Raw genomic sequence first — 16,854 nt, 5'->3', positions numbered from 1 at the left:
TTTACTGTTTTCATATATTATTAATAACCATTATAGTTTATGCCCTTCAACCTTATAGATACAGATTGTTCCCCGTTAGTCATCGATTACGAATATGAGATAGATAATAAAGATTTATTGGCGGAATACGTAGGGGAACTGCTACTAGGACACCACCTCCATATTAACCGCATTATAAATTCATTGAGTACTGTTTTACCTGTGCATCCGAATGACTCTATTGATAAGGTGATTAACAAAATTACATCAGCCACTATTGAAAAACGAGATGGATGGATTTTTCAGATGATATCCTGGATCGTTTTAGCAAAGAGGTATACTGGTGAAAAATTTTTTTCTAATTATCCACATTTTGCACCAGCCCAACATGGAATTGATGGTTTAGCTCTGATTCTAAATGAAAATGATGGTTTGAGAAATATAATTATAACCGAAGATAAGTGTACTACTGGACCAAGAGGTAAAATTACTCAGCAGGTTTTTCCTGAATTTAGAGAGTTTGAAAATGGGGAGAAAAATAATGCTTTGGTATCAATAATTTCTATTTTAATTGGTCAACTTGATGCAGGAAATATATTACAAAATGTTCAGAACGATATTTTTGATAATAAGTATCGAATTTATCGTATAGGGATAACCAGAGAAGGGAGGCATAATGATAATGAAGGTAGAAAAGCTTTATTCAATAATTACGATGATTGTGTTTCTGGGAATACTTCTGAACGTAGAAGTGGAGCAACTATTTATCTTGATGATATGAGAAATTGGATGCAGGACTTTTCAGATAAAGTTATTAATTATTTACAGTCTAAAAAGTCTTGATATGTATAATAGTACTACTGAAAGAAAGATAAAAGATATACCTGATATTGCAGATATTGACATTAATAGGCTGCCGCAGGAATTAACAAAGATATATGCTCAGATTGTCAGCTTGAAACGTCAAGTAGCAGATGGAACGCTTAATTTTCAAAGTGAAATTTTGATTTCTGGACTAAAACTATTGAGAAAGTTAGCAAATAATCTTGAAACTATTTTGTTAACGATTCCTGATCATGAGCAAAAAGAATCTATAGCTTTTGTTGCTGCTACGGCAAATAATCTTATCCATAAGATGGGGTTAGACAATGAAGAGCATGAAAACTTGTTAGAGACCGATTCTATATCTGCTTATATAGCATCGATAATTCTTTTTTTAATTGGCAATAGCCAGGCAGACGCTGCAGAAACAGCTTTGTCATTAAGAAGAAGTGACGCGGAAGGCCCAACGCACAGGAAATTGATTTCATGTATCATCTGTTTAGCTACCGGGAAAGTAGCCGAAATAGCTGAAAATACTCTCATTGAAGAAGAGATATTTAATGCTGATGATTTGGAAGAAACTGCTCTAAACTATTTATGGAGAGAAATAGGGCTTGGTATGGTACAAATCGGCCAACGATTAGCACTTCAATCTACAGGAGAACGGCAAAATCATTTTGACAAGGTAATAGAGCTTTCAATATCAGACATTGGCCGTTTTGAGCAAAGAAGTACTTTTTCAGGACCTTATCGTCTTGCAAAATTATTAAAGCTATTAGAAGAAGATATATTAACGAGAGCGGTCATTAACATTCCGCCTCCATTTGGTGTCAATCCAGTACTTTGGACTAATTTTTTGGAAAACCTGGCAAAAGAGCGTCCATATTTGTGGGAGAATCATAAAGATGTAATAAGTACTGATTTTCTAGATCCTGGCCAATCTGCTGTATTAACATTACCTACCGGAGCTGGAAAGTCAACTCTATCGGAATTAAAAATAGCATCGTGTTTATATTCTGGAAGAAAGGTAATCTATTTAGTTCCTACCCATGCTTTAGAAGATCAGGTAAATAAGAATTTAAGACCATTATTTAGTGAATTTGAATCAGTTAATATTGAATTTGGAAGTGAGTTTACTGATTTTGAGGAGGTAGTCGGCTTTCCAATTGTCGTTATGACACCTGAAAGATGTCTAACTTTTCTCAACATCAATCCTGATTTTTTTAGTAGAGTAGGATTGGTGGTTTTTGATGAATTTCATTTAATACATGGCACAAATATAAATAAGGATAGAAGATCTGTTGATGCAATGTACTGTCTTTTGTCTATATTCAATCTAGCTCCTCAAGCTGATTATTTATTAATATCAGCTATGGTTGAAAATGGTAGTGAAATTGCTTCATGGATTTCGGAAGTTACGTTAAGAAAATGCCATGTTTTTAGTTCTACATGGAAACCTACTCGTCAACTTCATGGATGCCTGATATTTGAGGAACGAAAAATAAAGGAGCTGAATGGCATTATTAATGAACATAGAAAAACTGCTACAACCAAAGCTCCTCCTGCTAAACTAAAAAATAGGATGATTATTGATCCTTTTTGTTTTTTTAGTCTAAAAAATATTTGGGAAACAGAAGATGATAATGATTATCTAAAATCTCAAATTCTTTCTCATAGTACATTGTTGGGTATTGGTGGTAGATGGCAACTCACAAGTAATAGAAATTTCATTGCAGCCGACCTAGCAGTACATTTTTCTAGTTTAGGGCTCAAAACACTTGTATTCGTAGATGATCCGAGAATAACCAACTCCACATCACGTAAAATTGCTGAAGCTCTAACTGACAGGCATAATTCATATCATGATTATATTAAAATCAATCAAAAGTTGGTGGATGGTATTACCCTTGAGCTAGGTGATTTTAGACATTCGTATTTTTACGATTGTAAAAATGTTGGAGTGCATCATGGTTTGCTGTTACCTACCGAGAGATCTTTAATCGAAGGATATTTTAAATCCACTGAAGGTTCTGTAGTTCTTGTAGCAACAGCTACTCTTGCCCAGGGAATTAATTTACCTGCAGAAATAGTTATAATTGCTGGCGATGACCGATACGATGAAGATGGTGAAAATAGACAGCAGGTCGATCCTCACGAATTGTTAAATGCAGCAGGGAGAGCGGGAAGAGCAGGACTTTCCTCACAAGGCGCTGTTATTTTGATTCCAGGTAAGATTGTTACAATTCAGGATTCCACTATTTCTGAAAGATGGTGGCAGTTAAAGGATGATGTGTTTTCAAAAGGAGATCAATGCCTTACGATAAAAGATCCTTTGGAATACTTTTTAGATACAATCCAAGAGAATAAAGATGATTTAAGTGTTGATCAAAAGAATATATTGTATAGGTTTGTACCAGAAAATGTATCCCATACTGCCAGTAAAGATTTGTTAGAAAAATCATTGTATGCTTATAAGGCGACTATACAAGGAAATAAAGCGCAGTTTGATGAACAGGTTAGAAAATTACTAGATAGGCGAAATGAACTGGATAGTTTAACAGATGAGTATTTATGGCAAAAAGAGATAGCAATTAAGACGGGAGTTGAGCCATTGATTATTCACGAGTTGGGAAATGCCATTGATCGGGGAGGTCTCGAAAATCTATTATCTAGATCAGTAATAGAATTAATAGAGTGGTTTTTTACATGGATAAAGGATAATCCATCTTTCTTGTTAAAGATATTTAGCAAACATACTACATTAGAACAAATTAAGAAAGTTCTTGGATTAAAACCGGAAGCAGAAATCTCTGATATAACAAATCGGATTGATTTAATGAAAGATATTCTTCAGCATTACGTACTAGGAATTCCTTTAAATGAGTTGGATGCCAAAATTCCAAATGTGAATAGACCTGATAGAAGCGCTTATTTAGGTAAGGCCCGCAAGTTTGTTAATCGACTGGTTCCTGAACTAAGTTTTGGATTGGGATTATTATCAATGGTATTACTGGAAAAAGCAAAACAAAATAGCATTGAAAATGCAAACATTTCGTGGGATGTAAGAATCTTAGCGAGTTGCGTTAGGGAAGGATTTGACTCTGCTTCTAAATTATTTTATAAGAAAGACAATAATTTGTTAATGAGAGTAGAAACACATTTAGCTTTTAGTCAATCATTAAGATTGTAGCTTTATGATATTAGCCATGTTAAAACTAGATGACATTTTTGCATTTTGAGAGAATTCTACTGTGAACAGCAATAAAAAAAATAACTAATACCAGAATAAGAAACACATAAACGTAATGAATCAATTTCAAATTACCTCTCAACCAAGACATCTTCGATATATGTTTTTTGTCGATATCGATTATCCCTATGAAAAACTTATTAAGCTAATACATCATAACCAAAAGCAGTGGGGCGGAAGATATAACCCTATCATACCTGTTAAAGAAGGGGCCATAGTTCAAAACTATTTGGATATGATAAAGCACTACGATCCAGATTATATTTTTTATTCGAATAGTGTAGATCCCGATGTCGTACGGAAGCTTGGATATTTTAATCCAACAGGATACTTTAATTTGGAAAAAGAGCCAAGAGAATTAGATACTTTAGGAGTGGATGCATTATATCTGGTGTCTCAGTTCGAGCATGGCTACAGTATTCTTTTATCGGAGGGAATTGACAAAACCGAAAGTCCTCTTCTAGACTTTTTTCATACAAACTTTGGTTTACATTCTAATGCTTCAATAGGAGAAGAAAAAATAACAAAAAGACTTAACCAAATAAGGATTACTAAAGATAATTTTGATGAGCTTAATCAGATTATTTATTTGCACAAACCAATTATCCAATCATTTTTATCGAGACGACATCTAAACACAAAAATACTCCGGAGCTTTGGACATACATCATATGAGTCTTCTGAGATTGTAATAACCAAAGATAAATCGAGTACTATAGATCTACTATATTATTGGAACCGACAGCTTTTTCAATGTTATAATGTATTTTACTTTACAATTGAAGAGTTACAGTTAGTGACTCAAGACCAATATTTTGGTGGCGTTTTAAGTAATTTGACGAGTAGTAACACCATTGAGGTTATTTCTTTTACACTAAAAAAGGAAGAAGTAGAAGATTTAATGCAAAAACATTTAAGACCACTTGTCCCACATAAAACCATCAGGTATAAGGAAGTGCAAAATTTTCCATTTACAGTGTCGGATAGTAAGGGATTACATGAATATCAATACGAAGAGCGGCAAAGTATTCAAACTTTGGTGTCTGAAGAAAATCTCCTTTTTATTCCACCGTTGAGTTTTGCAGATAAAATTGGTTTCTACCCGCAAAAATGGGCAATTGACATTGAAATTTATCAAATCAATAAGCCTAATCGAAATTTACTTAGATTTCCATTAACTACCAATACCCAATACATTGTTAAAGCAATGGATGGCAGAATTAGTAAAAACAGGAATATATCTTATTATGTTCAAAATTCTGCTGCTGATTCGGGATCTGTTAAAATAGATATCCCAGAGTTTTCGGTACTTTTACAACAGCTAATACTAAGTCCTGTCTTTCAAGGCACTACCTCCAATACTAAGTATGTAGCTATAGGGCCACATGATAGCAGTAATAGATTGCTTTCTTTTATCCGGACATTTAAAGATGATTTTCATGTGATCGACGATTTTTTTAAAGATAAATTTTGGGTAGATGTTTTTGTAGAACTATGTACTAGTGAAAAGCCAGCAGGAGATGCCATTTCTTTTCTAGATATTTTTAGGAAATGTACTAAGGTATATGAAGATCATGTTGGATTACTTGGAACTAGAGAACAGACTTTTGCTAATTCGGAAAATTTGAGTTTAGGTTTAAAGCAATTGTTAAAAACACTTTGTGAACTTTCTATTTTCCTTCAGGGATTTAAATTGAAATGTACTAAATGTTCTTCAATTTTTTGGTATCATTTGAGGGATACGAGCAATACGGTAAATTGTAAAGGATGTTTAAAAGATTTTAATATACCTATTGAAGCTGAATTTTCTTATAAATTAAATGACCTAATAAAAAATAATATCTTTCAATCTAAGACACAAAGAGACGGAAATCTAACTGTTATCAGAACACTTGTTAATTTTGCAATCAGAAAAAGCAACAGGTCTTTTTCATATAGCCCTCAGTTGAACCTTTATGCCGATGTTCACTCGAGAAAGCCAGCAAATGAAATAGATGTTGTTGCTTTAGTAGATGGTAAATTTATCATTGGCGAGGCGAAACACAGCAGTAAAGAATTTAGTGCTAATAGTAATAAATCGTTAGATTCACTTATTGAAATAGCGAAAGATATACGGCCTGATAAGATTGTACTTTCATGCTATAAAAATGAATATGGAAAACTCGAGAAAGCTAGAAAGTACTTACAACATAGTTTTAGCAAAGAGGACTACATTCCAGATATTGAAGAATTATTGCTACATGAACCTGATTATTTTGATCTGCGTGGATCAAAATATTTTTATTATTAAAAATTATTATAAAGATATTAATGATAATATTTGAATAATTTATCATTAATAAACTGCGGTAATATTTTATCTGAAAAAACTTTATTAGATTTTAAGAAATTAGTTTAATTTGTATCATATTTGTACCATTGAAATTTAAATAATTGATTTTCAATATATTTTATTTTTGAAGAAGTAAAATAAGTAGATTGTAAGGAGACCCTTACATTTGATATACAACCGCAGCAAACTTGTTTGCTGCGGTTTTTTATTGTGGTAAATCTTTTTACATTAAAATGATTAATTGGTTGTTAATAAGCATAGACATTGAATTTTGACTATAAATTCACCTTATCTACTACGTACTCAATGAACCAGTTAGGAAACAGTTCCTGATCAACATTAATGGTAAGCTCCCCGGTATCTATTTCAGCAATCATCAGCATTTCATCCGAGTTGTCAAACAAGTATGCACGATCAACGAGTTTTAGCGCAGGATAAAGATTTTGCAGCGTGTTCAAATATCTGGTTTTTATTTTTTCAGGATCTACTCTATGACCTCCCTTTCTTACCCTGTCATTAACCCTGGATACATTTAGATTGGCTTCATCCAGACAGATAAAGTACAGGTAAATTTTATAGCCATGCTTCCTGGCTTCAATAATTTCATCGAGCTTTGAAGGATGACTCATCACAGTTTCAAATGCGAAGGAAATACCTTTTTCAAGAAGATTTTCCCTTATAAAGGATGTAATTAATGAGGCTTCGTAGCTATGCGTATCCCGGGATCGATCTACAATAATATTTTCTCTTATTTCAATATCTATTGTATGCCCCGATGCATGGGATTTTTCCAGAAGCGTTTTTGCATTTGGGGTTTGATAGAATTTAAGAAGATCATCCTGAGTGAGTTCGAGACCATACGGCAATAAATCAAGAAATCCTTTTTCAAGGATTTCTTTTTCTACAACATCGGAATTGATGAAAATTCCGGGTTTATATTTTTCTTGCTGAAAGACTTCAAATAGAGTAGACTTACCGGAGCCATTTGGTCCTGCAAAAATTCTCAGTCTTTTTACTTTAGACATATTTTACTCCCTTTAGTAAGTCCGGTTTTATCAGATATTATTTTTTTTAATGTAGCTGTTTTAATCATTTTTCCTTTCTGAAATTGGTAAACAGCCCCATCTTTAATAATTTCAAATGGAATGTCTAAAGCAATGGAAGATCTTTTAGCATTTCTTGATGCAGTAAGAGCAAAGCTCGCAAGTTCTCGTCTGGCATTATTTCGGCGAGCTGTTCTTATCCTGCTTCTTAAATTACTTCTACTTTTGCTCATTTCTATACAATTTACTGAGCTAAAATACAAAAATTATTCCTCCTTTTATTGTTTTAACGAATTAAAAAAGAGATCACTAAAATATCATTCTTCGATGAATATCATAAGCATATGTAAATGGAAGCTACTGAAATAAATACTTGAATTTTATCAATAAAATAAATTGGTTTGCATTTAATCTGTATATTTGTTTTTATTTAGAATAAATAAATATTTAATTAAAAAAGATAACCTTTTACACTTACAGATCGGTTGCCGGATCATTTCAGTAGCTTCCAGCATTACGTTTTGTAGGCTTTTAAAACTTAAAAAAACTATGGAACACCAAAGTAAAAGAATTGCAGCACTTGACCTGATAAAAGGAATGAGTGTGGTGGGAATGATCATTATCCACACTCTGCTTATCTATGCGAATGTAAAATCACAATCCGAATCAGTTATTGGGAGTTTTATTGTCTTTCTGGGGAGAGGAACTTCTATTTTCCTGATTTGTATGGGCATTACGTTTATGACTTCCAGTCATCAGAGTCTTAAAAGTTCTATAAAACGCGGCGGGTTACTTCTGCTGGCTGCTTTTTTTATGAATTTTATGAAGTTCATTGTTCCTGCAGTGTTGGGCTTTGCTCCCGATAATTTTATTCAGAAATATGGATGGCATGGGCCGATAGAGCAGCAGTATATGTATCTGGTGATGCTGGGAGATATCTTACAACTGGCAGGGATCTCATTGCTTTTTGTAGGTTTTATCAGGGAGTATGTGAAGAACAAATATGGTATTCTGGCTATCGGATTACTGATAGCACTCGTATCGCGTGAATTGAGTGGGACTATTATTGATTACCCTGTGGTCAATTATATTTCAGACCTTTTCTTCAGTAACGATTATCCGGCCTATATCTATTTCCCTGTTTTCCCGTGGATGGCTTTTATTATCATCGGGATGTTTTTCGGAAAATGGTTTCTGGAGCTTAATTATAACAGCCAAGAACTATTTAGAAAGATGCTGTACTTCGGGCTTGTGTTCATCGCAGTAGGCGCTCCTCTGGTTTTCCTGTTTGATGCCTATAATTATAATGGATTTTACCATATGGGACCGGGAGGAGTTATTTATTTTGCCGGCTGGACACTGATCTTTTTATGGGCTATTTCCAGATTGACTTCCAATATGAAGGAAAATAAATTCACCGGAATTTTAAAATACTGCAGTAAAAACCTGACCTCAATGTATATGATCCAATGGATTTTAATCTCCTGGGGTAAAGGTATTTTTGGTTACAGACAGCACGGAATAGGATTCGTGTTGATGCTTATTGTACTTTACATTATCCTCACATTCTCTGTGCAGAAATTACTGGATCTCTTAAAAAAGAAAAAGCCGGGAATTGTTCTTGAACAACCTGTTTCAGTGGATGATACTGTCCTGAAGTGATAGGTTGCCTGTTACAGGGACAAAAAACAGAAATTTTTTTTCAATTCGATTAAATTATTTTCATTCACCTTTTTTGTCATATAAGTTTGGCTTGTTTTATGTTATATCTATCAAAATAACTTAAAAAAAAGACAATGAAAAAGAATGTATTAGCCGTATTAGCGTTCGGTTTATTTGCAACAACTGTTAATGCTCAGGAAACGGTAAAGCAGGAAGCAAAAAATGTTGGTACTGCCATTGAAAAAGGAGCAAAAGCAACAGAAAAAGGAGTTAAAAACGGTGCTGAATGGGTGGGAGACAAAGCTAAAAAAGGAGCAAAAGCTACAAAAAAAGGCGTTAAAAAAGGCACAAAATGGGTAGGTAAAACAGCAACAAAAGGCGCGAAAAGTGTTAAAAAGACCGCTGAAAAAGGGGCAGATGCAGTTGCAGATGGGTATAAAGATGTAAAATCAGACTTAAAAAAATAATTTTTCCTGAAAACACAGAAAAACGGCTTCAATAATAGAGGTCGTTTTTTTATACAAAGTATTGATCATAAAAACCTGGAATTGTTTATGAATAATAAGGAGTGCTAAGTGCAAATTAAATTTCTAAATTCGTAGAGTAAACCAAAAACAAAAAATTTAATGAGATCTTTTAAAATTATCCTGGTGCTTTCCTTATTTCTGTTTCAGCTGAATGCTGCACAGGAAAAGGCAGACGCAGCACTGAAAAAATCCCTTACAGAAGCTAAAGCCCAAAAGAAAAATGTCCTGCTGATATTCCATGCTTCCTGGTGCGGATGGTGTAAACTGATGGAGAAAAATATGAACCTTCCTGAAACGAAACCTATTTTTGATCAGAAATTTGTAACTACTTATATAGATGTTCAGGAAGTAGGAGAAAAGAAAAAGCTTGAAAACCCCGGAGGACAGGAGCTGATGAACAAGTACAATGGAGAAGATGCAGGACTTCCTTTCTGGCTGATCTTAAATCCCCAGGGAGAAGTTCTGGCCGACTCTTTTGACAGTAAAGGAGAAAATCTGGGATCTCCGGCAACACCTGAAGAAGTTTCCGCATTTATAGCCAAACTTGAAAAAAGCTCGAAAATGGACAAACAGGAACTCGATGTGATCCAGAAAGTATTTTTAAAAAGAGATGAATAATCTGAGTTTGGGATGAAACATTCTTGTAAATAATGGCTGGGAGCCGGAAGAGGGAAGCTGGAAGTTATTGAGGCCCAAAAAAGAATGTTAATACATTTCATTAAGCTTTTACGTTGTTAAGTTTTATGAAACAGGTGAAAATTATTGACTAGAAGTAACTTCTATCTTCCCTCTTCTGCTTCCAGCCGCATAATTAATCTTCTTAACCCATACCCGGATTAAATAATAAACTCCCCGGATCAGTTCCGGGGAGCTTTGTTCAGATTAAAATCCCAAAAAATATTTTATAATCTGATACATCTGTAAAGTATTAATTAATTACAATATAATTGTATTTGTCACTCGGGGCTAAGGTGTATTCCACATCTTCCTGGTAGATGGGAACCACTTCACACCCGAATCTTCCCCTTGGCACACAGGGTCCGTTCTCACGGGACAGGACCTGATTGGGAAGGCTCATATTGATATTCATTCCGGCATTCTGAAGAACAATAGGTTCATTCGTAGTGGTGAAGGTCCAGGGTCCATACATGCCGCTGTTTTTTCTTCCTACTTTTGATACTTTATTGATCACAAAGCGGATGCTCGGGTGGGCAATGGTATTCGTCTGGCTCTTGCTGGAATAGAAATGCAGCTTTAAATCCACATTTCTGTTACGACCGCTGGTCACATTTTCTTTCACAAGCTTCACATAGACCGGTGGATTTTTAATATCAAACTTAAAGGTGGTTTTCACCGGTGAATTATCCTTCAGGTAAGAATAAGAGCAGAAAATAGGAACTCCCGGCTGGCTCTTGGAAAAGGTTCCTTTCGAAATATGATTCACAAAAGCTGCATATCCTTTGAAAGACTGGGCTGCCGTTACACCGCTTCCGCCGATCAGATAAAGGTTGAAATCCGCTCCGTTCAGGAAATTTTTTTCGTCCTGTGTCAGGTAGCTTTCCCCTTTTACAAACAGTTTGCTGAAAGATTCATTAATCGTTGTTCTTGCTGTCTCTGCCAGTTCATTCGTTTCAATCGTCAGTACGCCCATTCTTCCGTACGATATAGAGTTCACATACACAGGTTCTACACCTCCGGTGTCCAGATTCGTGTCATTAACCAGTGATCCTGCAGGAATATCCATATCCAGGGTGAAAGAAGTCTGGTAAAATTTCACATAAAATCCCGTTCTTTTGGCAATCATTCCTTCCTCAATATTCGTGGAAGAAGAATTTTTTCCAAACAGGGACCTGGTATTCACATTAGACCCGAAGGCCACTTTAAGTTCATCATAAGAAGTGAATTGCTCCACACTGTAGCTCAGCGTTCCGTTTTGGGTAAAATCCGCCGACTGGATATAATCCTGTACCAGCTGTCTGGTTTTGGATAAAGAAGGCTGGTCAATGGTAAAAGCCGTTTTTTTATTCAGGGCCGGAATAGACATAGAAACCGTAACAGGCTTTACCGAAGCAGTAATCGGCTTGAAATTCATATCCTGTATAGAATTTCCCTTGAGAAGAGATCCCGGGAAAATATACATCTGCAGGTGAGGAAGAACAATAGATTCCGAAGATTCAAATTCTTTCGTCTCCGTAAATTCTTCAGCATTGCCGCCTTTCGCCAGCATACTTCTGTTTTTGCCGGATAATACCGAAGGATATGTTCCGAATGAAGTGATATTCACCACCTGAGAAGCACGGGTCATTTCCTGGGTTTCAGGTCTGTCCAGGTCGTTTGCACAACTTGATAAAGCAGCCATAGAGATGGCTGCCATTATATAAATCAGTTTCTTCATTATTTTTCTACAGTAAACGTTGTATAGTATACAGAGTTGTCTCCTGCATGAGCGGCTGTAAAGTTGATCGGAACTCCCGGAGAATTAGCAGTAAACTGACCTCCGTTAACAATAAAGTTGATGAAACCGGTATATCCCTGTACTACCTGTACAGCATCAGAACCAATCCCTCCCAGGATGTATACTTTCAGGTCAGATTCTTCAAGGATTTTCTTACTCTGAACATCAATGCTGATGGATCCGTTCACCATTTTAGCATTCAAAGCCGCTTTTAAAGCGAAAGCCGTTTCGTTGTAAGAATAATCAGATTCCAGAGAAATAATTCCCAGTCTTCCGTAGGTAATAGAGTTGATGTAAACCGGGTTTTTAGAAGCAGCCAGATTCAGGTCAGATTCATTTTTGAAAATATTTCCGTTATCCGGAATATCCATGTCGATGGTAAAATTCTTCTGGGTAAACTTAGCAAAGATCCCTGTATTCTTTTTCACCTTATTGTTGCTTCCGCTGATATCAATACTGAAAATACTTCCGATATTCACATTCGCTCCGAATGCAATCTTAAGTTCACTGTAATACGAGAACTGCTTGATATTATAATCGAAAGCCAAAGACTGCTGACCGCTGAAATTAGCACTCTGCATCGCTTTGAATATCGAAGATCTCATGCTGGAAAGGGTAGGCTTTTCAATAGTGTCCACGATAAAATCAGACGGGAATGAATAAGAAACCGTGATAGGCTTCACCGGATAAGTGATAGGCGTATATGAAAGATTGTCCAGCGTAGTGGAATTGTAAACACCTCCGATAAAAGTTTTGTTGGGAGATGTTACCACCATCTGATCGCTATTCAGGGTAACGGTAGTCGTTTTTTGGCTTGCGGTTACGTCCTTTCCTCCTACAGATACTTCATCATAGTTTAAGTACTTTGAAGGTAATGCCACCACAGGGTTGACCCCTTTAAAAGATTTTGCTCCCTCTGAAACGGTTGTTGTTTCTTCATTGATATCCTGACTGCAGGAAATTGTAGTAATAGTTGCTGCAACGATTAATGCAACGGGTAAAATGATTCTTTTCATGTATTTAATTTGAGCTCCAAAAGTATAGTTTTGACACCATTTGGTGAAATATTTTCAGGTTAAATATTCGTTAAGCTCCATTAACAGAAGATTAATTAAACATAAGTATTTGATTTTGTTTTTAATACTTCTCTTAATAGTGATAAATATCATGTAAAACTCCCCCAATAAGTTGTTGGGGGAGGCTGCTTTCAAATCAAAACTGATCTGATTACACATCGTCAAAATAATTTATCAATTCTTATAGTAATAATCTACATTCGTCCATACGATATCATCTCCGGTTTCAGTCATTTCCGCAGGACTGTTGAAAATACCGTTCCCGAAAATATCCTGATCACCAGTGTTTCCAAAAACCGCTTTCTGAGAAATCATAAGAGCATTCACATTTTCCCGCGGCATCTTTTTAATATAACGGAATGATCTTTTTAAGGTAAACGAAGCCTCATTTTTGCTAAAAATTCCAATAAAACTCATCCCGTTGTTTTCATTGATAAATACGGAGTCTTTTTCAATCTTTATGCTGTACGTATGACCAGCGGAAGCTTCTGATACCAGTTGCAGGGAGTTATTTTTCAGATCAAGATTGATTTTCTTCCATGCAGGCTCCTGGTAAGTTGTCCAGTACTGTTTGAGATACGATTCCTGTGGATGGGTCTTTTGGCCGGAAGGTCCCCTGTAGGCTGAAATACTTTGTACGGCATAGTTTTTATAGTCAAACGCATACACCTGTTTTTCTGCAGGTTTACTATTTTCAATTGTTGATTCCTCATTCCCGCTGCATGATATCATCGGCAGGGCAGTAAGAATAAGTAAAGGAAAATACTTCATTAAGGATTTTTTTGCAAAAATATATATTTTACACCATGTGGTGAAATATATTGCAATGAAATTTTATAACCTAAAATCACAAACAGTTTTCAATATAAGTATTCAAAAGAATTAAATTTTCATTACGCATATTATCTGAATACTATTAAATTTTATCGGAGATAAAATCTTTGCGTCTTAATACAAGGATCAAACCATATATTGCGCCTTCGCGATTTTCCAACAAAAACAGGAATAGTAAATAAAAAAGCTCTCCAGACAAAAAACGCCTGAAGAGCCTATTTACAAATTAAATTATTTCTTACTTACCGAAAAAAATCTCGTCCTGCTTTTGCTGCTCATGGTAAACGAACTGGAAACTTTCAGGCATATACTGGTAAAGAAGCCTCCAATGCTGGATTTTGGCATGCTTTTTAAAACTTTCAAAAGACCTTACAAACAGGTTTTCGATCACGGTTCTCACATAAGAATCCCCGTTTCTGTAGATCCAGTCCATCAGTTTGATGTGATGGGCTATAATGTAGATCTTCGATTCCTGGAGCATGTTCTTCAGATAGTTGATGGTAGCCTGAATGACCCCGGCAAAGTTTTCCTGAACAGATAACTGAGTGATTTCATTTCGAAGTGGTGGATAGAAAAATTTTAAGTATTCAACAGCTATTTTTTGATTAATAGTTTGCATTTGTACTTTCTTCATAATTAATATTTTTCAGTATTTACTTTGCAGCGAAATGTGTACCAAAACCTACAGCATCGCAGCAAAAATAAAAACGCCTACGATCACCGCTATGTGAGTGATCAGAATCTCTGTATTGTGCCTGCTGGTCGTGGTTTTCCATGATTTCCAGTCGGAGATTCTTCTGATTTTTGATTTCATAATTTATTGATTTTAAGTAACTTTGATTTTTGAAGGAAAGGTGCTTTTGTAATGAAACAGATGAAAAATGTAATGAAAAGCTTAGGTGCCGTGGCAGTAAATCTGTCTGGAATGGCCTTCTTGCAGCTCTTTTGACAGATGGCTGAATATTATTTTTCTGTACTCGCCGGTGCAGAAGGCTGTAAAATTATCCAGGGAGTAGATAAAAATACTGTCAACAGCATTTTTTAAGGAAATATCTCCATCCGTATAAATTTTACCCATTTTATAAAGACTTTTAAATAAAATATTCCGGTCATTCTGTCGGATCATCCCTTTAATACGTTCTGAAAAAATTCGGATCACACTGTAGGAATTTTGGGAATTGGCTTCTGCCAGTTCATGTTCAAAGTCAGGAATAATTTCTGTGATTTCCTGAACGGCTTCTGAATAGGTCATAGGATTAATGATTTTGTTCTAGAAATTTGATGAAGGCTCCAAAGACAAAAACAGTCAGAAAAGCCAGGAACAGCAGATGATAAGGTTTCAGCCATTTTGGCGTTTTAGGTCCTCTGCTTTTTAATCTTCGTAACTTGTCAATGCGGTTTAAGGTTTTTAGATCCATTGTATAGGTTTTGTAGTTCCTGATGCCAATGGCATTCCTTTAAAATAGTTTTTAATTCAACTATTTGAAAATGAGTGTTTTATTTGATTTTTGAAAGACGGATTGCTTGGAAAAGCCTGTCAAAATGATAAGGTTTTTATCAAAATGAGCCAGAGACTTCTTTTTTACAGGGGTCGTTAATAATAATAAATGGAATATTTGCAGCGTAGAAATAACAAAGCTGCCTACAATAATAAGACAGCTTTCTTTTGTGTTTTTACCTTCCTGAAGGCTCATTGCTGCTGGTTATAGTCAGCTTTTTTTGTATTTTTTTACATCCCGGTACTGTACCGTAGTTGATTTGTGTTTTGAATCTGAAAATAATTTATTGATGGTACAGAGTACAAAGATGTATCATTCAGGTGGGTTTTAAAAGGTTTAAAGCAGACAAAGAATGGTAAAAATCGGACAGTTTTAGCCTTTGTATGAAGTGGGCGTTTCACCCGTATGCTTTTTAAAATATTTGACAAGATTGGTCGGTTCATTAAAATGTAATGAATAAGCGATCTCTTTTATACTTAATTTTTCAAACAATAAAAGTCTTTTGATCTCCATGACCACCCGGCTATCAATGAATTCTTTTGCAGACTTCTGAATCGTGGCCCGGGTAATTCTGCACAGTGTTTTCGGAGTGATGGCCATCAGGGAAGCATAAAATTCTACACTGCGTTCCCTTCTAAAATGTTGTTCCAGTAATTGTTTAAAGTGATAATATTGGGACAAATAGTGGTCGTTGGAAATACTGTTGTTGTCCCTCTGTTTTTCCCGTTCGGCATAAATAAGGAACAGGCTGGTGAGCTTCTGCAGACTTTCCTCTTTAGAAAATCCATGAGGAGATGAAAACTCAGCCTGCAAAAAAAGCAGCAGCTGTACCATTTTAGAAAATGTTTCTGGATCAGGCTTTATCAGGGCATTGGGCAGGGTAGTATCAAATATGGATGACTGACTGAGTAAAGTAAGTTCATGAATCTGCCTGCGGAAAAAATATTCCGTAAATATCAGCATGTATCCTTTGTAGTAAGGACTGTTTTCATATTGCTGGATCTGGCCGGGCGCTACAAATAAAATGTCTCCTTTTTCAAGGTGATATTCCTTAAAATCTACGAAATGTCTGCCTTCTCCCTCCGTAACCACGATGACACAAAAAAAATGAACCCGTTCTGTTTTACCAAAATACGTCCACGTGGCCAGTCTTTTGAAGAATTCTTCCAGCTCAAGCACCTCACAGCCGAAAGGAGCCTTCTTCAGATCGAATCTTATATTTTTAATATTTTTTTTCAAGCAGATTATAATTGGTCTATAATGTAATAAAAAAAGCTAAATATATTAACTGAAAGTTAGTATTCTCCTATATTTTGCAAAGATACAACGTCCCGGCAAATATACTTTTCACGTATTTTTTATTTGTAGTTTCAAA

Annotated in this window: 15 protein-coding genes; 6 read left to right on the top strand and 9 right to left on the bottom strand. The window is 35.4% G+C overall.

Translation table 11 applies throughout. The features are described 5' to 3' along the window. Positions 1-39: 39 nt before the first annotated feature. From B7E04_RS19505 to B7E04_RS19495, 3 genes are all read left to right on the top strand, one after another. Positions 40-822 (top strand): hypothetical protein, encoded by a 783-nt coding sequence (locus tag B7E04_RS19505; protein ID WP_080780208.1) that lies wholly within the window; start codon positions 40-42, stop codon positions 820-822. A 1-nt stretch (position 823) separates the two neighbouring features. Further along, positions 824-3,991, top strand: coding sequence for a DEAD/DEAH box helicase (locus B7E04_RS19500; protein ID WP_080780207.1), 3,168 nt, complete (start codon positions 824-826; stop codon positions 3,989-3,991). Between the two features lie 115 nt (positions 3,992-4,106). Continuing rightward, a complete protein-coding gene (locus tag B7E04_RS19495; protein WP_139785454.1) occupies positions 4,107-6,341 on the top strand; it encodes a hypothetical protein in 2,235 nt (744 codons plus the stop codon). Between the two features lie 317 nt (positions 6,342-6,658). On the opposite strand, the gene B7E04_RS19490 is transcribed toward B7E04_RS19495, so the two are convergent. Both B7E04_RS19490 and B7E04_RS19485 read right to left on the bottom strand, forming a co-directional pair. After that, positions 6,659-7,408 (bottom strand): zeta toxin family protein, encoded by a 750-nt coding sequence (locus B7E04_RS19490; RefSeq protein ID WP_080780205.1) that lies wholly within the window; start codon positions 7,406-7,408, stop codon positions 6,659-6,661. After that, positions 7,396-7,659 (bottom strand): hypothetical protein, encoded by a 264-nt coding sequence (locus B7E04_RS19485; RefSeq protein WP_080780204.1) that lies wholly within the window; start codon positions 7,657-7,659, stop codon positions 7,396-7,398. Before B7E04_RS19485 ends, B7E04_RS19490 begins: the two co-directional genes overlap by 13 nt. Positions 7,660-7,975: 316 nt before the next feature. Here B7E04_RS19485 and B7E04_RS19480 point away from each other — a divergent pair, with 316 nt between their 5' ends. The 3 genes from B7E04_RS19480 (at position 7,976) to B7E04_RS19470 (ending at position 10,233) form a co-directional block, all read left to right on the top strand. Continuing rightward, entirely contained in the window at positions 7,976-9,088 is a 1,113-nt protein-coding gene (locus tag B7E04_RS19480) for a heparan-alpha-glucosaminide N-acetyltransferase domain-containing protein (protein WP_080780203.1), read from the top strand. Between the two features lie 134 nt (positions 9,089-9,222). Next, positions 9,223-9,555 (top strand): hypothetical protein, encoded by a 333-nt coding sequence (locus B7E04_RS19475; protein WP_080780202.1) that lies wholly within the window; start codon positions 9,223-9,225, stop codon positions 9,553-9,555. Between the two features lie 159 nt (positions 9,556-9,714). Further along, on the top strand, positions 9,715-10,233 hold the full coding sequence (locus tag B7E04_RS19470; RefSeq protein WP_080780201.1) for a thioredoxin family protein: 519 nt from the start codon (positions 9,715-9,717) through the stop codon (positions 10,231-10,233). A 310-nt stretch (positions 10,234-10,543) separates the two neighbouring features. On the opposite strand, the gene B7E04_RS19465 is transcribed toward B7E04_RS19470, so the two are convergent. The 7 genes from B7E04_RS19465 to B7E04_RS19435 form a co-directional block, all read right to left on the bottom strand. Continuing rightward, a complete protein-coding gene (locus tag B7E04_RS19465; RefSeq protein ID WP_080780200.1) occupies positions 10,544-12,010 on the bottom strand; it encodes a thiol-activated cytolysin family protein in 1,467 nt (488 codons plus the stop codon). Beyond that, complete coding sequence (locus B7E04_RS19460) at positions 12,010-13,086, bottom strand: thiol-activated cytolysin family protein (protein WP_080780199.1); 1,077 nt, start codon at positions 13,084-13,086, stop codon at positions 12,010-12,012. Before B7E04_RS19460 ends, B7E04_RS19465 begins: the two co-directional genes overlap by 1 nt. Before the next feature lie 234 nt (positions 13,087-13,320). After that, on the bottom strand, positions 13,321-13,917 hold the full coding sequence (locus tag B7E04_RS19455; RefSeq protein WP_080780198.1) for a hypothetical protein: 597 nt from the start codon (positions 13,915-13,917) through the stop codon (positions 13,321-13,323). A 301-nt stretch (positions 13,918-14,218) separates the two neighbouring features. Continuing rightward, the gene (locus B7E04_RS19450; RefSeq protein WP_062649173.1) at positions 14,219-14,614 is read right to left on the bottom strand and encodes a DUF7674 family protein; all 396 of its coding nucleotides are present in this window, start codon (positions 14,612-14,614) and stop codon (positions 14,219-14,221) included. Positions 14,615-14,662: 48 nt separating this feature from the next. Beyond that, complete coding sequence (locus B7E04_RS22565; protein ID WP_262484665.1) at positions 14,663-14,794, bottom strand: hypothetical protein; 132 nt, start codon at positions 14,792-14,794, stop codon at positions 14,663-14,665. An 81-nt stretch (positions 14,795-14,875) separates the two neighbouring features. After that, on the bottom strand, positions 14,876-15,232 hold the full coding sequence (locus B7E04_RS19445; protein WP_080780197.1) for a DUF7674 family protein: 357 nt from the start codon (positions 15,230-15,232) through the stop codon (positions 14,876-14,878). Positions 15,233-15,851: 619 nt separating this feature from the next. Then, the gene (locus tag B7E04_RS19435) at positions 15,852-16,718 is read right to left on the bottom strand and encodes an AraC family transcriptional regulator (protein ID WP_080780195.1); all 867 of its coding nucleotides are present in this window, start codon (positions 16,716-16,718) and stop codon (positions 15,852-15,854) included. Positions 16,719-16,854 lie beyond the last annotated feature (136 nt).

Origin of the sequence: Chryseobacterium phocaeense (assembly GCF_900169075.1) — a bacterium.
Taxonomy (GTDB): Bacteria; Bacteroidota; Bacteroidia; order Flavobacteriales; family Weeksellaceae; genus Chryseobacterium; species Chryseobacterium phocaeense.
This window is presented reverse-complemented; position numbering and strand designations above follow the sequence as displayed.